This is a genomic window from Streptomyces sp. NBC_00016 (assembly GCF_045040885.1).
Lineage (GTDB): Bacteria > Actinomycetota > Actinomycetes > Streptomycetales > Streptomycetaceae > Streptomyces > Streptomyces coriariae.
In genome coordinates, this window is the sequence record NZ_CP108304.1 from 9,188,211 (window position 1) to 9,204,946 (window position 16,736).

General features: G+C 69.5%; 1 protein-coding gene and 1 pseudogene. Both read left to right on the forward strand.

Features of this window, described 5'->3' with window-relative positions; genetic code table 11:
* The first annotated feature begins 18 nt into the window (after positions 1 to 18).
* Entirely contained in the window at positions 19 to 10,923 is a 10,905-nt protein-coding gene (locus OG933_RS40765; RefSeq protein ID WP_405632150.1) for a type I polyketide synthase, read from the forward strand.
* Between the two features lie 114 nt (positions 10,924 to 11,037).
* A pseudogene (locus OG933_RS40770) lies at positions 11,038 to 16,692 on the forward strand (beta-ketoacyl synthase N-terminal-like domain-containing protein); the annotation flags it as partial.
* Between the last annotated feature and the right edge of the window lie 44 nt (positions 16,693 to 16,736).

Here is a 16,736-nt window from a genome sequence, read left to right on the forward strand (position 1 = left end):
AATGATGGGGGCAATTAAGTGAGTGCGTCATACGAAAAGGTCGTCCAGGCGCTGCGGAAGTCGCTGGAAGAGGTCGGCTCGCTGAAGAAGCAGAATCGCCAACTTCTCGGCGTTTCGCGCGAACCGATAGCGATCGTGGGTATGGCGTGCCGTTTGCCGGGTGGGGTGGCGGGGCCGGCGGATCTGTGGCGGTTGGTGGTCGAGGGCCGGGACGCGGTGTCGTCTTTCCCGGACGACCGGGGGTGGGACCTGGAGGGTCTGTTCGATCCGGATCCGGACCACCCGGGCACCTCCTACACCCGTCGGGGCGGCTTCCTGCATGAGGCGGGGCTCTTCGACGCGGGGTTCTTCGGGATCTCGCCGCGTGAGGCGCTGGCGATGGATCCGCAGCAGCGGTTGCTGTTGGAGGCGTCATGGGAGGCATTGGAGGGCGCCAATGTCGACCCGGTGTCGTTGAAGGGCACCGATGTAGGGGTGTTCTCCGGGGTGTTCGGCCAGGGCTACGTCGCACCGGGGGCCGATGTGGTCACGCCGGAGTTGGAGGGTTTCGCGGGCACAGGGGGCTCGTCGAGCGTGGCTTCGGGTCGGGTGTCGTACGTGTTCGGGTTCGAGGGTCCGGCGGTCACTGTGGACACGGCGTGTTCGTCGTCGTTGGTGGCGATGCACTTGGCGGCGCAGGCGCTGCGTCAGGGTGAGTGCTCGATGGCGCTGGCCGGTGGCGCGACGGTGATGGCGACGCCAGGTGCCTTCGTGGAGTTCTCCCGGCAGCGCGGCCTGGCCCTCGACGGGCGCTGCAAGGCGTTCTCCTCGGCGGCCGACGGGACCGGTTGGGCCGAGGGTGTGGGTGTGGTGGTGCTGGAGCGGTTGTCGGTGGCGCGGGAGCGTGGGCATCGGGTGCTGGCGGTGCTGCGGGGCAGTGCGGTGAATCAGGACGGTGCCTCGAACGGCCTGACGGCGCCGAACGGTCCTTCGCAGCAGCGGGTGATCCGCAGGGCGCTGGACACGGCGGGACTCACGCCCACGGACGTGGACGTGGTGGAGGGGCATGGGACCGGGACGGCTCTGGGTGATCCGATCGAGGCGCAGGCGTTGCTGGCCACTTACGGGCGGGACAGGGATCCGAAGCGTCCGTTGTGGTTGGGGTCGTTGAAGTCGAACATCGGTCATACGCAGGCGGCTGCGGGTGTGGCGGGCGTGATCAAGATGGTGCAGGCGCTGCGGCACGGGGTGATGCCGCCCACGCTGCATGTGGACGCGCCCACGCCGGAGGTGGACTGGTCGGCGGGTGCGGTGGAGTTGTTGACAGAGGCGCGTGAGTGGCCGCGTAACGGTCGTCCGCGCAGGGCCGGTGTGTCTGCGTTCGGTGTCAGTGGCACCAACGCGCATCTGATCCTGGAGGAAGCGCCTGCCGTTGATGGGGAAGGGACGCGGGAGCCGCTGGTGCGGGGTGGTGTGGTGCCGTTGGTGGTGTCGGCGGGGAGTGCGGGTTCGCTGGCGGGTCAGGCGGGGCGTCTGGCGTCGTTTGTGGAGTCAGATACCGGTGAGGTGTGGCTGACGCGTGTGGCGGGGGCGTTGGTGTTGGGGCGTGCGCTGTTGGGTGAGCGTGCGGTGGTGGTGGCGGGTTCGTCCGAGGAGGCGCTGACTGGGCTGTCGGCCCTGGCGCGGGGTGAGGGTGCGGCTGGTGTGGTGAGTGGTAGTGCGTCTGGTTCGGGTGTGCCGGGCAAGGTCGTGTGGGTGTTCCCGGGCCAGGGTTCGCAGTGGGTGGGGATGGGCCGGGAGTTGCTGGATTCTTCGCCGGTGTTCGCTGGGCGCATCGCGGAGTGTGCGGCGGTGTTGGAGCGGTGGGTGGACTGGTCGCTGGTGAAGGTTCTGCGGGGTGAGGTCGAGTCGGGGTTGTTGGAGCGGGTGGATGTGGTGCAGCCGGCGAGTTTTGCGGTGATGGTGGGTCTGGCTGCGGTGTGGGGTTCGGTGGGGGTGGTGCCGGATGCGGTGGTGGGTCATTCGCAGGGTGAGATAGCCGCGGCGTGTGTGGCGGGTGTGCTGTCGCTGGAGGATGCGGTGCGGGTGGTGGCGCTGCGCAGTCAGGCCATCGCGGGTGAGTTGGCGGGGCGCGGTGGGATGGCGTCCGTTGCGTTGAGTGAGGAAGCGGCGGCCGTCCGGCTGGCCGCGTGGGCGGACTGTGTCGAGGTGGCTGCGGTCAATGGCCCGGCCTCGGTGGTGATCGCCGGTGACGTTCTCGCGCTTGACGAGGCGCTTGAGGCGTTGTCGGGGGAGGGTGTCCGGGTGCGGCGGGTGGCGGTGGATTACGCCTCGCACACCCGGCATGTCGAGGACATCAGGGACACGTTGGCTGATGCGCTGGCGGATGTGCATGCCCAGGCACCCAATGTTCCGTTCTTCTCGACCGTGACCGGTGATTGGGTCGAGGACGCTGGTGTTCTGGATGGTGGTTACTGGTATCGGAATCTGCGGGGTCAGGTGCGGTTCGGTCCTGCCGTGACCGATCTGCTGGCGCAGGGCCATGGTGTGTTCGTGGAGGTCAGTGCGCACCCTGTCCTGCTCCAGCCGATCAGCGAGGTCGTGGACGCGACGCAGGCGGATGTGGTGGTGACGGGTTCACTGCGCCGCGAAGACGGCGGGATGCGGCGCCTGTTGGCATCGATGGCCGAACTGTTCGTCCGGGGCGTGACCGTGGACTGGGCCAAGGTTCTCCCGCAAGCGGCGGTCGACGAGCGGGTGGACCTGCCGACTTACGCCTTCGACCATCAGCACTATTGGCTTCAGCCGGCCGTGCAGGCGACGGACGCGGAGTCGTTGGGTCTGGCGGGGGCTGATCATCCGTTGTTGGGCGCGTCGGTGCGGTTGCCGCAGTCCGACGGGTTGGTCTTCACGTCGCGGTTGTCGTTGCGGTCGCATCCGTGGCTGGCTGATCATGCGGTCGGCGGCGTGACGATTGTCCCCGGTACCGGGCTGGTGGAGTTGGCGGTGCGGGCGGGTGACGAGGCCGGGTGCAGTGTCCTGGATGAGTTGGTGATCGAGGCGCCGCTCGTGGTGCCCGAGCGAGGCGGGGTCCGGCTCCAGGTCGCGATCGGCGGACCGGACGACACAGGTTCCCGCACGGTGGAGATCTACTCCCTGTCCGAGCACAGCACCGACGACGACGGTGGTGGCGCGGAGGCATGGACACGGCACGCCGCCGGACTACTGTCCTCGGCCACCGCGCATGGGACGGAATTCGATTTCGCCGCCTGGCCGCCGCCCGGCGCGCAGAAGGTCGATCTGGATGTCGCCGACTTCTATGCCGGTTTGTTGGAGCGTGGTGTCGGTTATGGTCCGGCGTTCCAGGGGGTGCGGGCGGTGTGGCGGCGCGGCGAGGAGGTCTTCGCCGAGGTCGCTCTGCCCGAGGAACAGCGCAAGGAGGCCGGCGGGTTCGGCATCCATCCGGCGCTGCTGGACGCGGCTGTGCAGGTGGGGTCGTTCGGCGGTCAGGTGGACGAGGGCGCGGCGGATCCCGGGGTGCCGGTGTTGGCGTTCGCGTGGAATGGGTTCGTGCTGCATGCCGTGGGTGCGTCGGCGTTGCGGGTGCGGGTCGCTCCGTGCGGGCCGGATGCGTTGTCGGTCGAGGCTGCCGACGAGACGGGCGGCCTGGTAGCGACGATGGACTCGCTGGTGTCCCGGCCGGTGTCCACCGAACAGTTGGGTGCTGCGACGGTGCATGAGAGCCGTGATTCGTTGTTCGCGGTGGAGTGGGTGGAGTTGCCTGCGGTGCACGGGGTGGGGGTGTCGCCGTCGTGGGTGGCGGTGGCCTCTGCGGACGAGGTGACGGCGCTGGCGGGGAGCACGGATGTTCCGGCGGTGGTGGTTCTGGAGGCTGTCGGTGGTGGCGGGGTGGACGCGGTGTTGGCGTTGTCGTCCCGCGTGTTGGAGATAGTGCAGGCGTGGTTGTCGGCCGGGGCGGCGTTGGAGGAGTCGCGGTTGGTGGTGCTGACCCGGGGCGCGGTGCCGGCGGGTGGTGAAGGGGTCGTGAGTGATCCGGCTGCGGCGGCGGTGTGGGGTCTGGTTCGTGCCGCGCAGGCCGAGCACCCCGACCGGATCATCCTGCTGGACATCGATCCTGCCGCCGATGCTGGTGTGCAGCCGGTGCTGGGTTCGGCATTGGCCAGTGGGGAGCCGCAGGTCGCCACGCGTGGCACGGTGCTGACGGTCCCTCGACTCGCGCGCAGCGCATATCAACGTTCCGCTACGGGCGCGGTGTTCGGGCTGGAGGGGACGGTCCTGGTTGCGGGCGCGGGGTCGTTGGGTGGTCTGGTGGCCCGGCATCTGGTGGCCCGGTACGGGGTGCGGCGTCTGCTGCTGGCCAGTCGTCGGGGTCCGGATGCCGAGGGTGTGCCGGAGCTGGTCGCCGAGCTCACCGGGCAGGGGGCGTGGGTCTCGGTCGCGGCCTGTGATCTGTCCGATCGTGAGCAGGTCCAGGCGCTCCTGGCGTCGGTGCCGGACGAGCACCGCCTGACGGGCGTGGTTCACACAGCCGGTGTGTTCGATGACGGGGTGATCGGGGCGTTGACCCCGGAGCGCCTGGCGGGGGTTTTCGCGCCGAAGGTGGACGCCGTGCGGCACCTCGACGAGTTGACCCGTGGCCTGGACCTCGACGCGTTCGTCGCCTTCTCCTCCGTCGCGGGGGTGTTCGGGGGCGGTGGCCAGGGCAACTACGCGGCGGCGAATGCCTTCCTGGACGGGTTGATGGCCAACCGTCGGGCGGCGGGCCTGCCCGGGGTGTCGCTCGCCTGGGGCCTGTGGGAGGAGCGCCTCGGCATGGCCGCCCACCTCAGCAGCGTCGACCAGGCGCGTGCGAGCCGTGGTGGTGTGCTTGCGATCACCGCTGAGGAGGGCATGGACCTGTTCGACGCCGCCGTCGAGTCCGGCCAGTCGCTGCTGGTGCCGATCAAGCTGGACCTGCGGGAGTTGCGTGCTGGCGTGGCCGACGGCGGCTCAGTGCCGCACCTGCTGCGCGGTCTGGTGCGGGCGGCGCGACAACCGGCGCGGGCGGCAGGTACCGGCGGCGCGAGCCGGAAGTTGTCCGACCGGATCGCCGGACTGCCCGAGGCAGACCAGGAGGCTCTGCTGCTCGAGGTGGTGCGTGCCCAGGCCGCGGTAGTGCTCGGGCATGCCGGGCCTGCGGGCGTCCGGTCGGACATGGCGTTCAAGGACGCCGGGTTCGACTCGCTCACGTCCGTGGAACTGCGCAACCGGCTGAGTGAGGCTATTGGTCTGAAGCTTCCTCCCACGCTGGTCTTCGACTATCCGACCCCGCTCGTCCTCGCCCGCTACCTGCGCGACGAGTTCGGTGACGTGGCACCGGTGCCAGTGACGCCGACGATCGTGGCGGCCGACGCGGGAGAGCCGATAGCGATCGTGGGTATGGCATGCCGGCTGCCGGGTGGGGTGGCGGGGCCGGAGGATTTGTGGCGCTTGGTGGTCGAGGGCCGGGACGCTGTGGCGCCCTTCCCCGACGACCGGGGCTGGGATCTGGAGAGCCTGGTCGACCCCGACCCTGACAGCTCAGGCACTTCGTACACCAGTCAGGGCGGTTTCCTTCGGGGGGCGGGGCTTTTCGATGCGGGGTTCTTCGGGATCTCGCCGCGTGAGGCGCTGGCGATGGATCCGCAGCAGCGGCTGTTGCTTGAGGCATCGTGGGAGGCCTGGGAAGGCGCCGGTGTCGACCCGGTGTCGTTGAAGGGCACCGATGTAGGGGTGTTCTCCGGGGTGTCCAGTCAGGGTTATGGGACCGGAGTGCTCGCGCCGGAGTTGGAGGGCTTCGCGGGCACGGGGTTGGCGTCGAGCGTGGCCTCGGGCCGGGTGTCGTACGTGTTCGGTCTGGAGGGGCCGGCGGTGTCCGTGGACACGGCGTGTTCGTCGTCGTTGGTGGCGATGCATCTCGCGGCGCAGGCGCTGCGTCAGGGTGAGTGCTCGATGGCGCTGGCCGGCGGCGCCATGGTGATGGCGACACCCGGCACCTTCGTGACGTTCTCCCGGCAGCGGGGTCTGGCTTCTGACGGGCGGTGCAAGGCGTTTTCCTCGGGTGCGGACGGCATGGGTCTGGCCGAGGGTGTGGGTGTGGTGGTGCTGGAGCGGTTGTCGGTGGCGCGGGAGCGTGGGCATCGGGTGCTGGCGGTGCTGCGGGGCAGTGCGGTGAATCAGGACGGTGCCTCGAACGGCTTGACCGCGCCGAACGGTCCTTCGCAGCAGCGGGTCATTCGCAGGGCACTGGACACGGCGGGACTCGCGACCACGGACGTGGATGTGGTGGAGGGGCACGGGACCGGGACGGCCCTGGGTGATCCGATCGAGGCGCAGGCTTTGTTGGCCACCTACGGTCAGGGCCGTGACCCGGAACGGCCTTTGTGGTTGGGGTCGTTGAAGTCGAACATCGGTCATACGCAGGCGGCGGCGGGCGTGGCCAGTGTGATCAAGATGGTCATGGCCATGCAGCACGGCGTCATGCCCCCGACGTTGCATGTGGAGGAGCCCACGCCGGAGGTGGACTGGTCGGCGGGTGCGGTGGAGTTGTTGACCGAGGCGCGTGAGTGGCCGCGTAACGGTCGTCCGCGCCGGGCGGGTGTGTCGTCATTCGGCGTCAGTGGTACGAACGCGCATCTGATCCTGGAGGAGGCGCCCGCCGAAGTGGCTGAGCCTGTCTCGGAGGAGGCGCAGCGGGACACCGCTGAGTCGGTTCCTGTGGGCGTGGTGCCGGGTGGTGTGGTGCCGTTGGTGGTGTCGGCGCGGAGTGCCGGTTCGCTGGCGGGTCAGGCGGGACGGCTTGCGGAGTTCGTCGAAGGTGCCGACGGGGTGACGCTGCCGGGTGTGGCCGGAGCTTTGGTGTCGAAGCGTGCGCTGTTGAGTGAGCGTGCGGTTGTGGTGGCCGCTTCGGGTGAGGAGGCGGCCGCCGGGTTGCGGGCGCTGGCGCGGGGTGAGCGTGCCTCCGGGATGGTGACCGGAAAGGCGGCCGGTAGTGCGTCTGGTTCGGGTGTGCCGGGCCGGGTGGTGTGGGTGTTCCCGGGTCAGGGTTCGCAGTGGGTGGGGATGGGCCGGGAGTTGCTGGATTCTTCGCCGGTGTTCGCTGAGCGCATCGCGGAGTGTGCGGCTGCGCTGGAGCGGTGGGTGGACTGGTCGCTGGTGAAGGTTCTGCGGGGTGAGGTCGAGTCGGGGTTGTTGGAGCGAGTGGATGTGGTGCAGCCGGCGAGTTTTGCGGTGATGGTGGGTCTGGCTGCGGTGTGGGCTTCGGTGGGGGTGGTGCCGGATGCGGTGGTGGGTCATTCGCAGGGTGAGATAGCCGCGGCGTGTGTGGCGGGTGTGCTGTCGCTGGAGGATGCGGTGCGGGTGGTGGCGCTGCGCAGTCAGGCCATCGCGGGTGAGTTGGCGGGGCGCGGTGGGATGGCGTCTGTTGCGTTGAGTGAGGAAGCGGCGGCCGTTCGGCTGGCCGCGTGGGCGGACTGTGTCGAGGTGGCTGCGGTCAATGGCCCGGCCTCGGTGGTGATCGCCGGTGACGTTGCCGCGCTCGAGGAGGCATTGGAGGCACTGTCCGAGCAGGGTGTCCGGGTGCGGCGGGTGGCGGTGGATTATGCCTCGCACACCCGGCATGTGGAGGACATTCAGGGCACGTTGGCTGATGCGCTGGCGGGGATCGTCGCGCAGGCTCCGATCGTGCCGTTCTTCTCGTCCGTGACCGGTGATTGGGTCGAGGACGCTGGGGTTTTGGATGGTGGTTACTGGTATCGGAATCTGCGGGGTCAGGTGCGGTTCGGTCCTGCTGTGACCGATCTGCTGGCGCAGGGCCATGGTGTGTTCGTGGAGGTCAGTGCGCATCCTGTCCTGCTCCAGCCGATCAGCGAGGTCGTGGACGCGACGCAGGCCGATGTGGTGGTGACGGGATCACTGCGCCGCGAAGACGGCGGTCTGCGGCGCCTGCTGGCATCGATGGCGGAACTGTTCGTCCGGGGTGTCGCGGTGGACTGGACAGGCGTACTCCCCACGGGGACGGGGACTCAGCCTGCACCGGTCGACCTGCCGACCTATGCCTTCGACCATCAGCACTATTGGCTTCAGCCGGCCGTGCAGGCGACGGACGCGGAATCCTTGGGTCTGGCCGGGGCTGATCATCCGTTGTTGGGTGCGTCGGTGCGGTTGCCGCAGTCCGACGGGTTGGTCTTCACGTCGCGGTTGTCGTTGCGGTCGCATCCGTGGCTGGCCGATCACGCGATCGGCGGCGTGACGATTGTCCCCGGTACCGGGCTGGTGGAGTTGGCGGTGCGGGCGGGTGACGAGGCCGGGTGCAGTGTCCTGGATGAGTTGGTGATCGAGGCGCCGCTCGTGGTGCCCGAGCGAGGCGGGGTCCGGCTCCAGGTCGCGATCGGCGGACCGGACGAGGCAGGTTCCCGCACCGTGGAGATCTACTCTCTGCCCGAGCACAGCACCGACGACGACGGTGGTGGCGCGGAGGCATGGACACGGCACGCCACCGGACTGCTGTCGTCGGTGGCCGCTCGGTCGGGTGGCTCCGGGTTCGACTTCGCCGCTTGGCCGCCCGCGGGTGCGCAGCCGGTCGAGGCCGACGATTTCTACGCCGAATTGGTCCAGCACGGATATGGGTACGGTCCGGCGTTCCAGGGGGTGCGGGCGGTGTGGCGACGGGGCGAGGAGGTCTTCGCCGAGGTCGCTCTGCCCGAGGAACAGCGTAAGGAGGCCGGCGGGTTCGGCATCCATCCGGCGCTGCTGGACGCGGCTGTGCAGGTGGGGTCGTTCGGCGGTCAGGTGGACGAGGGCGCGGCGGATCCCGGGGTGCCGGTGTTGGCGTTCGCGTGGAATGGGTTCGTGCTGCATGCCGTGGGTGCGTCGGCGTTGCGGGTGCGGGTCGCTCCGTGCGGGCCGGATGCGCTGTCGGTCGAGGCTGCCGACGAGACGGGCGGCCTCGTGGTGACGATGGACTCGCTGGTGTCCCGGCCGGTGTCCACCGAACAGTTGGGTGCTGCGACGGTGCATGAGAGCCGTGATTCGTTGTTCGCGGTGGAGTGGGCGGAGTTGCCTGCGGTGCACGGGGTGGGGGTGTCGCCGTCGTGGGCGGCGGTGGCCTCTGCGGACGAGGTGACGGCGCTGGCCGCGAGCACGGATGTTCCGGCGGTGGTGGTTCTGGAGGCTGTCGGTGGTGGCGGGGTGGACGCGGTGTTGGCGTTGTCGTCCCGCGTGTTGGAGATAGTGCAGGCGTGGTTGTCGGCCGGGGCGGGACTGGATGAGTCACGGTTGGTGGTGCTGACCCGGGGCGCGGTACCCGCTGGCGGTGAAGCGGACGTGAGTGACCCGGCGGGAGCGGCGGTGTGGGGTCTGGTTCGTGCCGCGCAGGCCGAGCACCCCGACCGGATCATCCTGCTGGACATCGATCCTGCCGCCGATGCTGGTGTGCAGCCGGTGCTGGGTTCGGTGCTGGCCAGTGGGGAACCGCAGGCCGCTGTCCGGGGCACGGCGCTGACGGTACCTCGGCTCGCCCGTACTGCTTCTCGAGTTCTCGACACGGAGGCGGTGTTCGAGCCGCAAGGGACCGTTCTGGTCTCGGGTGCCGGGACGTTGGGTGGTCTGGTGGCCCGGCACTTGGTCACCCGGCACGGGGTGCGGCATCTCCTGCTGGCCAGCCGACGAGGCCCGGACGCCGAGGGTGTGCCGGAGCTGGTCGCCGAGCTCAGTGAGCAGGGGGCGTTGGTCTCGGTCGCGGCCTGTGATCTGTCCGATCGTGAGCAGGTCCAGGCGCTCCTGGCGTCGGTGCCGGACGAGCACCGCCTGACCGGTGTGGTCCATACGGCGGGGGTGTTTGACGCCGGAGTGATCGGGGCGTTGACCCCGGAGCGGCTGGCGGGAGTGTTCGCGCCGAAGGTGGACGCGGTCCGGCACCTCGACGACCTGACCCGTGACATGGACCTCGACGCGTTCATCGTCTACTCGTCCGCCTCGTCCGTGTTCATGGGCGCGGGAAGTGCCGGCTATGCGGCGGCGAATGCGTTCCTGGACGGGTTGATGGCCAACCGCCGGGCGGCGGGCCTGCCCGGGCTGTCACTCGCCTGGGGTCCGTGGGAGCAGACCACCGGCATGGCTGACAACATCGACGACCTCACCAGGACCCGGATGAGTAGGCGTGACGGGCGCGGGGGAGTCATGGCCCTCAAGTCCGCTGAGGGCATGGAGCTGTTCGGTGCCGCTCTGGGGTCAGGTCAGTCGCTGCTCGTGCCGGTCAGGCTGGATCTGCGGGGGGTACGGGCCGACGCGGCGGCCGGCGCCGGTGTGCCGCACCTGCTGCGTGGCCTCGTACCGGTCGGCAGGCAGCAGGCGCGTACGGCGGGCGCCGGCGACGGGCATCGGAAGTTGTCCGACCGGCTGGCCGGGCTCCCCGCGGCACAGCGGCAGGCCCTGCTGCTCGACATGGTGCGTGCTCAGGCGGCGGCCGTGCTCGGGCATGCCGGACCGGAGGGTGTTCGAGCGGAGACGGCGTTCAACGAGGCCGGGTTCGACTCGCTGACCTCCGTGGAACTGCGCAACCGACTGCGGGAGGCGAGCGGGCTGAAGCTGCCCGCCACGCTGGTCTTCGACTACCCCACCCCGCTGGCTCTCTCGGGCTATTTGCTTGGCGAACTCGCCGTGGACGAGGCGTCCGCCGCGGATCCGGTGCTGGCCGGCCTCGCCGGTCTGGAGGCTGCCATCGAGACGGCGGCGGCCGATGAACAAGCCGGCGAGCGGATCACCGTACGTCTGCGGGAACTGCTGAAGGCAGCTGAGGCGGCGGGCGCTCGTGAAGAGGCCCCTGGATCCACGGCCACCCCCGACCAGGATCTTGAAACCGCCAGCGACGAGGAGTTGTTCGCGCTCTTCGACCGGCTGGACTGACCCGGACCGGTGCGGGTGGGCCCGGGTGGGCCCGCCCGCACGGCCCGCACGGACGGTGGTGCGGGGAATCGACCGAAGGCAATCACGCACAGACTTCCTGGGGAGCTGAATTCAGTGGCTGACGAGGTACAACTCCGCGACTACCTCAAGAGGGCCATCGCCGACGCCCGCGACGCCCGTAAGCGGCTGCGCGCGGTCCAGGAGCAGGCGCGGGAGCCGATCGCCATCGTGTCGATGGCGTGCCGGTACCCGGGCGGTGTGGCTTCACCCGGTGACCTCTGGCGGCTGGTGGCCGACGGAGTCGATGCCGTCTCTGGCTTCCCGGACGACCGGGGGTGGGATCTGGAGGGTCTGTTCGATCCGGATCCGGACCACCCGGGCACCTCCTACACCAGTCAGGGCGGTTTCCTTCGGGGGGCGGGGCTCTTCGATGCGGGGTTCTTCGGGATCTCGCCGCGTGAGGCGCTGGCGATGGATCCGCAGCAGCGGCTGTTGCTTGAGGCATCGTGGGAGGCCTTGGAGGACGGCGGTATCGACCCGGTGTCGTTGAAGGGCACCGACGTCGGGGTGTTCTCCGGGCTGTCGGGCCAAGGCTACGGGGCCGGTGTGGGTGTGGTTACGCCGGAGTTGGAGGGCTTCGCGGGTACGGGGGCTTCGTCGAGTGTGGCGTCGGGCCGGGTGTCATACGTGTTCGGTTTCGAGGGTCCGGCGGTCACGTTGGACACGGCGTGTTCGTCGTCGTTGGTGGCGATGCATCTGGCGGCGCAGGCGCTGCGTCAGGGTGAGTGCTCGATGGCGCTGGCCGGCGGCGTGATGGTGATGTCTACGCCCGGCTCCTTTGTGGCCTTCTCCCGGCAGCGGGGTCTGGCTTCTGACGGGCGGTGCAAGGCGTTTTCCTCGGGCGCGGACGGCATGGGTCTGGCCGAGGGTGTGGGTGTGGTGGTGCTGGAGCGGTTGTCGGTGGCGCGGGAGCGTGGGCATCGGGTGCTGGCGGTGCTGCGGGGCAGTGCGGTGAATCAGGACGGTGCGTCGAACGGCTTGACGGCGCCGAACGGTCCTTCGCAGCAGCGGGTGATCCGCAGGGCGCTGTCCGGTGCGGGTCTGGTCTCGGCGGACGTGGATGTGGTGGAGGCGCACGGGACCGGGACGGCCCTGGGCGATCCGATCGAGGCACAGGCCTTGCTGGCCACCTACGGTCAGGACCGGGACCCTGAACAGCCTTTGTGGCTGGGGTCGTTGAAGTCGAACATCGGTCACACGCAGGCGGCGGCGGGCGTGGCCAGCGTGATCAAGATGGTCATGGCCATACAGCACGGTGTCATGCCCCCGACGTTGCATGTGGAGGAGCCCACGCCGGAGGTGGACTGGTCGGCGGGTGCTGTGGAGTTGTTGACCGAGGCGCGTGAGTGGCCGCGTAACGGTCGTCCGCGCCGGGCGGGTGTGTCGTCGTTCGGTGTCAGTGGTACGAACGCGCATCTGATCCTGGAGGAGGCGCCCGCCGAAGTGGCTGAGTCTGTCTTTGTTCCGGAGGACTCGGAGTCTGTCTCGCGCGTGGCGGTGCGGGGTGGTGTGGTGCCGTTGGTGGTGTCGGCGGGGAGTGCGGGTTCGCTGGCGGGTCAGGCGGTACGTCTGGCGTCGTTTGTGGAGTCGGGTGCTGGTGGGGTGTCGTTGGCGGGTGTGGCGGGGGCGTTGGTGTCGGGGCGTGCGCTGTTGGGTGAGCGAGCGGTGGTGGTCGCGGGTTCGTCCGAGGAGGCGCTGACTGGGCTGTCGGCCCTGGCTCGGGGTGAGAGTGCGGCTGGTGTGGTGGCTGGTAGTGCGTCTGGTTCGGGTGTGCCGGGCCGGGTGGTGTGGGTGTTTCCGGGTCAGGGTTCGCAGTGGGTGGGGATGGGTCGGGAGTTGCTGGATTCTTCGCCGGTGTTCGCTGGGCGCATCGCGGAGTGTGCGGCTGCGCTGGAGCGGTGGGTGGACTGGTCGCTGGTGAAGGTTCTGCGGGGTGAGGTCGAGTCGGGGTTGTTGGAGCGAGTGGATGTGGTGCAGCCGGCGAGTTTTGCGGTGATGGTGGGTCTGGCTGCGGTGTGGGCTTCGGTGGGGGTGGTGCCGGATGCGGTGGTGGGTCATTCGCAGGGTGAGATAGCGGCGGCGTGTGTGGCGGGTGTGCTGTCGCTGGAGGATGCGGTGCGGGTGGTGGCGCTGCGCAGTCAGGCCATCGCGGGTGAGTTGGCGGGGCGCGGTGGGATGGCGTCCGTTGCGCTGAGTGAGGCGGAGGCGGCTGTCCGGCTGGCCGCGTGGGCGGATCGGGTGGAGGTGGCTGCGGTCAATGGCCCGGCTTCGGTGGTGATCGCCGGTGACGTTCTCGCGCTTGACGAGGCGCTTGAGGCGTTGTCCGACCAGGGTGTCCGGGTGCGGCGGGTGGCGGTGGATTATGCCTCGCACACCCGGCATGTGGAGGACATCCGGGACACGCTGGACGACGTGCTGGCGGGGATCGTCGCGCAGGCTCCGATCGTGCCGTTCTTCTCGACCGTGACCGGTGATTGGGTCGAGGACGCTGGTGTTTTGGATGGTGGTTACTGGTATCGGAATCTGCGGGGTCAGGTGCGGTTCGGTCCTGCCGTGAGCGATCTGCTGGCGCAGGGCCATGGTGTGTTCGTGGAGGTCAGTGCGCATCCTGTCCTGCTCCAGCCGATCAGCGAGGTCGTGGACGCGACGCAGGCGGATGTGGTGGTGACGGGTTCACTGCGCCGCGAAGACGGCGGGATGCGGCGCCTGCTGGCATCGATGGCGGAACTGTTCGTCCGGGGTGTCGCGGTGGACTGGACAGGCGTACTCCCCACGGGGACGGGGACTCAGCCTGCACCGGTCGACCTGCCGACCTATGCCTTCGACCATCAGCACTATTGGCTTCAGCCGGCCGTGCAGGCGACGGACGCGGAATCCTTGGGTCTGGCGGGGGCTGATCATCCGTTGTTGGGCGCGTCGGTGCGGTTGCCGCAGTCCGACGGGTTGGTCTTCACGTCGCGGTTGTCGTTGCGGTCGCATCCGTGGCTGGCCGATCACGCGGTCGGTGGTGTGGTGCTGGTTCCGGGTACCGGGCTGGTGGAGTTGGTGGTGCGGGCGGGTGATGAGGCCGGGTGCAGTGTCCTGGATGAGTTGGTGATCGAGGCGCCGCTCGTGGTGCCCGAGCGTGGCGGGGTCCGGCTCCAGGTCGCGGTCGGCGGACCGGACGAGACCGGCTCGCGCACCGTGGACGTGTACTCCCTGCGGGAAGACACCGCCGACCATGACGGCGCGGACGCGTGGACACGGCACGCCACCGGCATGCTGTCGTCGGCGAACGCCCAAACAGCTGGCCGCGGCGATGGGTTCGATTTCGCCGCCTGGCCGCCGCCCGGCGCGCAGAAGGTCGATCTGGATGTCGCCGACTTCTATGCCGGTTTGTTGGAGCGTGGTGTCGGTTATGGTCCGGCGTTCCAGGGGGTGCGGGCGGTGTGGCGGCGCGGCGAGGAGGTCTTCGCCGAGGTCGCTCTGCCCGAGGAACAGCGTAAGGAGGCCGGCGGGTTCGGCATCCATCCGGCGCTGCTGGACGCGGCTGTGCAGGTGGGGTCGTTCGGTGGTCAGGTGGACGAGGGCGCGGCGGATCCCGGGGTGCCGGTGTTGGCGTTCGCGTGGAATGGGTTCGTGCTGCATGCCGTGGGTGCGTCGGCGTTGCGGGTGCGGGTCGCTCCGTGCGGGCCGGATGCGTTGTCGGTCGAGGCTGCCGACGAGACGGGCGGCCTGGTAGCGACGATGGACTCGCTGGTGTCCCGGCCGGTGTCCGTGGAGCAGTTGGAGACGGCGGCGGACGCAGCGGTCACCAACTCGTTGTTCGCGGTGGAGTGGGTGGAGTTGCCTGCGGTGCACGGGGTGGGGGTGTCGCCGTCGTGGGTGGCCGTGGCCTCTGCGGACGAGGTGACGGCGCTGGCCGCGAGCACGGATGTTCCGGCGGTGGTGGTTCTGGAGACCGTCGGTGGTGACGGCGTGGACGCGGTGTTGGCGTTGTCGTCCCGCGTGTTGGAGATAGTGCAGGCGTGGTTGTCGGCCGGGGCGGCGTTGGAGGAGTCGCGGTTGGTGGTGCTGACCCGGGGCGCGGTACCCGCTGGCGGTGAAGCGGACGTGAGTGACCCGGCGGGAGCGGCGGTGTGGGGTCTGGTTCGTGCCGCGCAGGCCGAGCACCCCGACCGGATCATCCTGCTGGATGTCGACCCGGCGTCGGACGGCACAGCGGGATCCGCGCGGGGACCCGCATGGGGATCCGCACGGGCATCTGAATGGGGATCCGTGCTGGGTGCGGTGCTGGCCGGTGGAGAGCCGCAGGTCGCGGTGCGCGGAACCACTCTCTCCATACCCCGCCTCGCCCCCGCCACCGGCCAAGGGCCGTATGACGCAGGCGTGTTCGGGCCGGAGGGAACGGTCCTGGTGTCGGGCGCCGGATCGTTGGGCGCTCTCGCGGCCCGGCACTTGGTCACCCGGCACGGGGTGCGGCATGTGTTGCTGGCCAGCCGCCAGGGTGTGGAGGCGGAGGGCGTGCCGGAGTTGGTCGCCGAGCTCACCGGGCAGGGGGCGTTGGTCTCGGTCGCGGCCTGTGATCTGTCCGACCGTGACCAGGTCCGGGCGCTCCTGGCGTCGGTGCCGGACGAGCACCGCCTGACCGGTGTGGTCCATACGGCGGGGGTGTTCGACGCCGGAGTGATCGGGGCGTTGACCCCGGAGCGGCTGGCGGGGGTGTTCGCGCCGAAGGTGGACGCGGTCCGGCACCTCGATGAGCTGACCCGTGGCCTGGACCTCGACGCGTTCATCGTCTACTCGTCCGCCTCGTCCGTGTTCATGGGCGCGGGAAGTGCCGGCTATGCGGCGGCGAATGCGTTCCTGGACGGGTTGATGGCCAACCGCCGGGCGGCGGGCCTGCCCGGGCTGTCACTCGCCTGGGGCACCTGGGAGCACACCACCAACATGACAGCCCATCTCAGCAACGTCGACCAGGCACGTATGAGCAGGCGGGCGAGCCGTGGCGGCGTCGTGGCGCTCAAGCCCGCTGAGGGTATGGAGCTGTTCGATGCTTCCGTGGGGTCAGGTCAGTCGCTGCTGGTGCCGGTCAGGCTGGATCTGCGGGGGGTACGGGCCGATGCGGCGGCCGGCGCCGGTGTGCCGCACCTGCTGCGTGGCCTCGTACCGGTCGGCAGGCAGTCCGCGCGGGCAGCGTCCACGACCGACGGCGGCCTGCTGCACCGCCTGGCCGGGCTTGCCGAGGCCGAGCAGGAAGCACTGCTGCTCGACCTGGTGCGTGCTCAGGCGGCGGCCGTGCTCGGTTATGCCGGGCCGGCGGGTGTCCGGGCGGAGACGGCGTTCAAGGATGTCGGGTTCGACTCGCTGACCTCCGTGGAACTGCGCAACCGACTGCGGGAGGCGAGCGGGCTGAAGCTGCCTGCCACGCTGGTCTTCGATCATCCGACCCCGCTGGTCCTCGCCCGTCACCTGCGCGACGAGCTCGGTATCAGTGACGACGTGCTTTCCCGGGTGAACGCGAGGATCGAAGACGTCGAGTCGCTGATCAGTGGTCTGCGCCTTGACGAATCCATGAGATCCAGTATCGCGATTCGGCTTCAGGGTCTGGTGGCCAGGTGCAACGGAGCGCTTGAGCAGACGGAATTCTCCATGGTGTCGGAAAAACTGGAATCCGCGTCGGCGGACGAGGTTCTCGACTTTATCGATGACGAACTGGGTCTCGGTTGAGATCGGTTCGAGGCTTCGCGGCTCCGTCAAACCTTCGTGAGGAC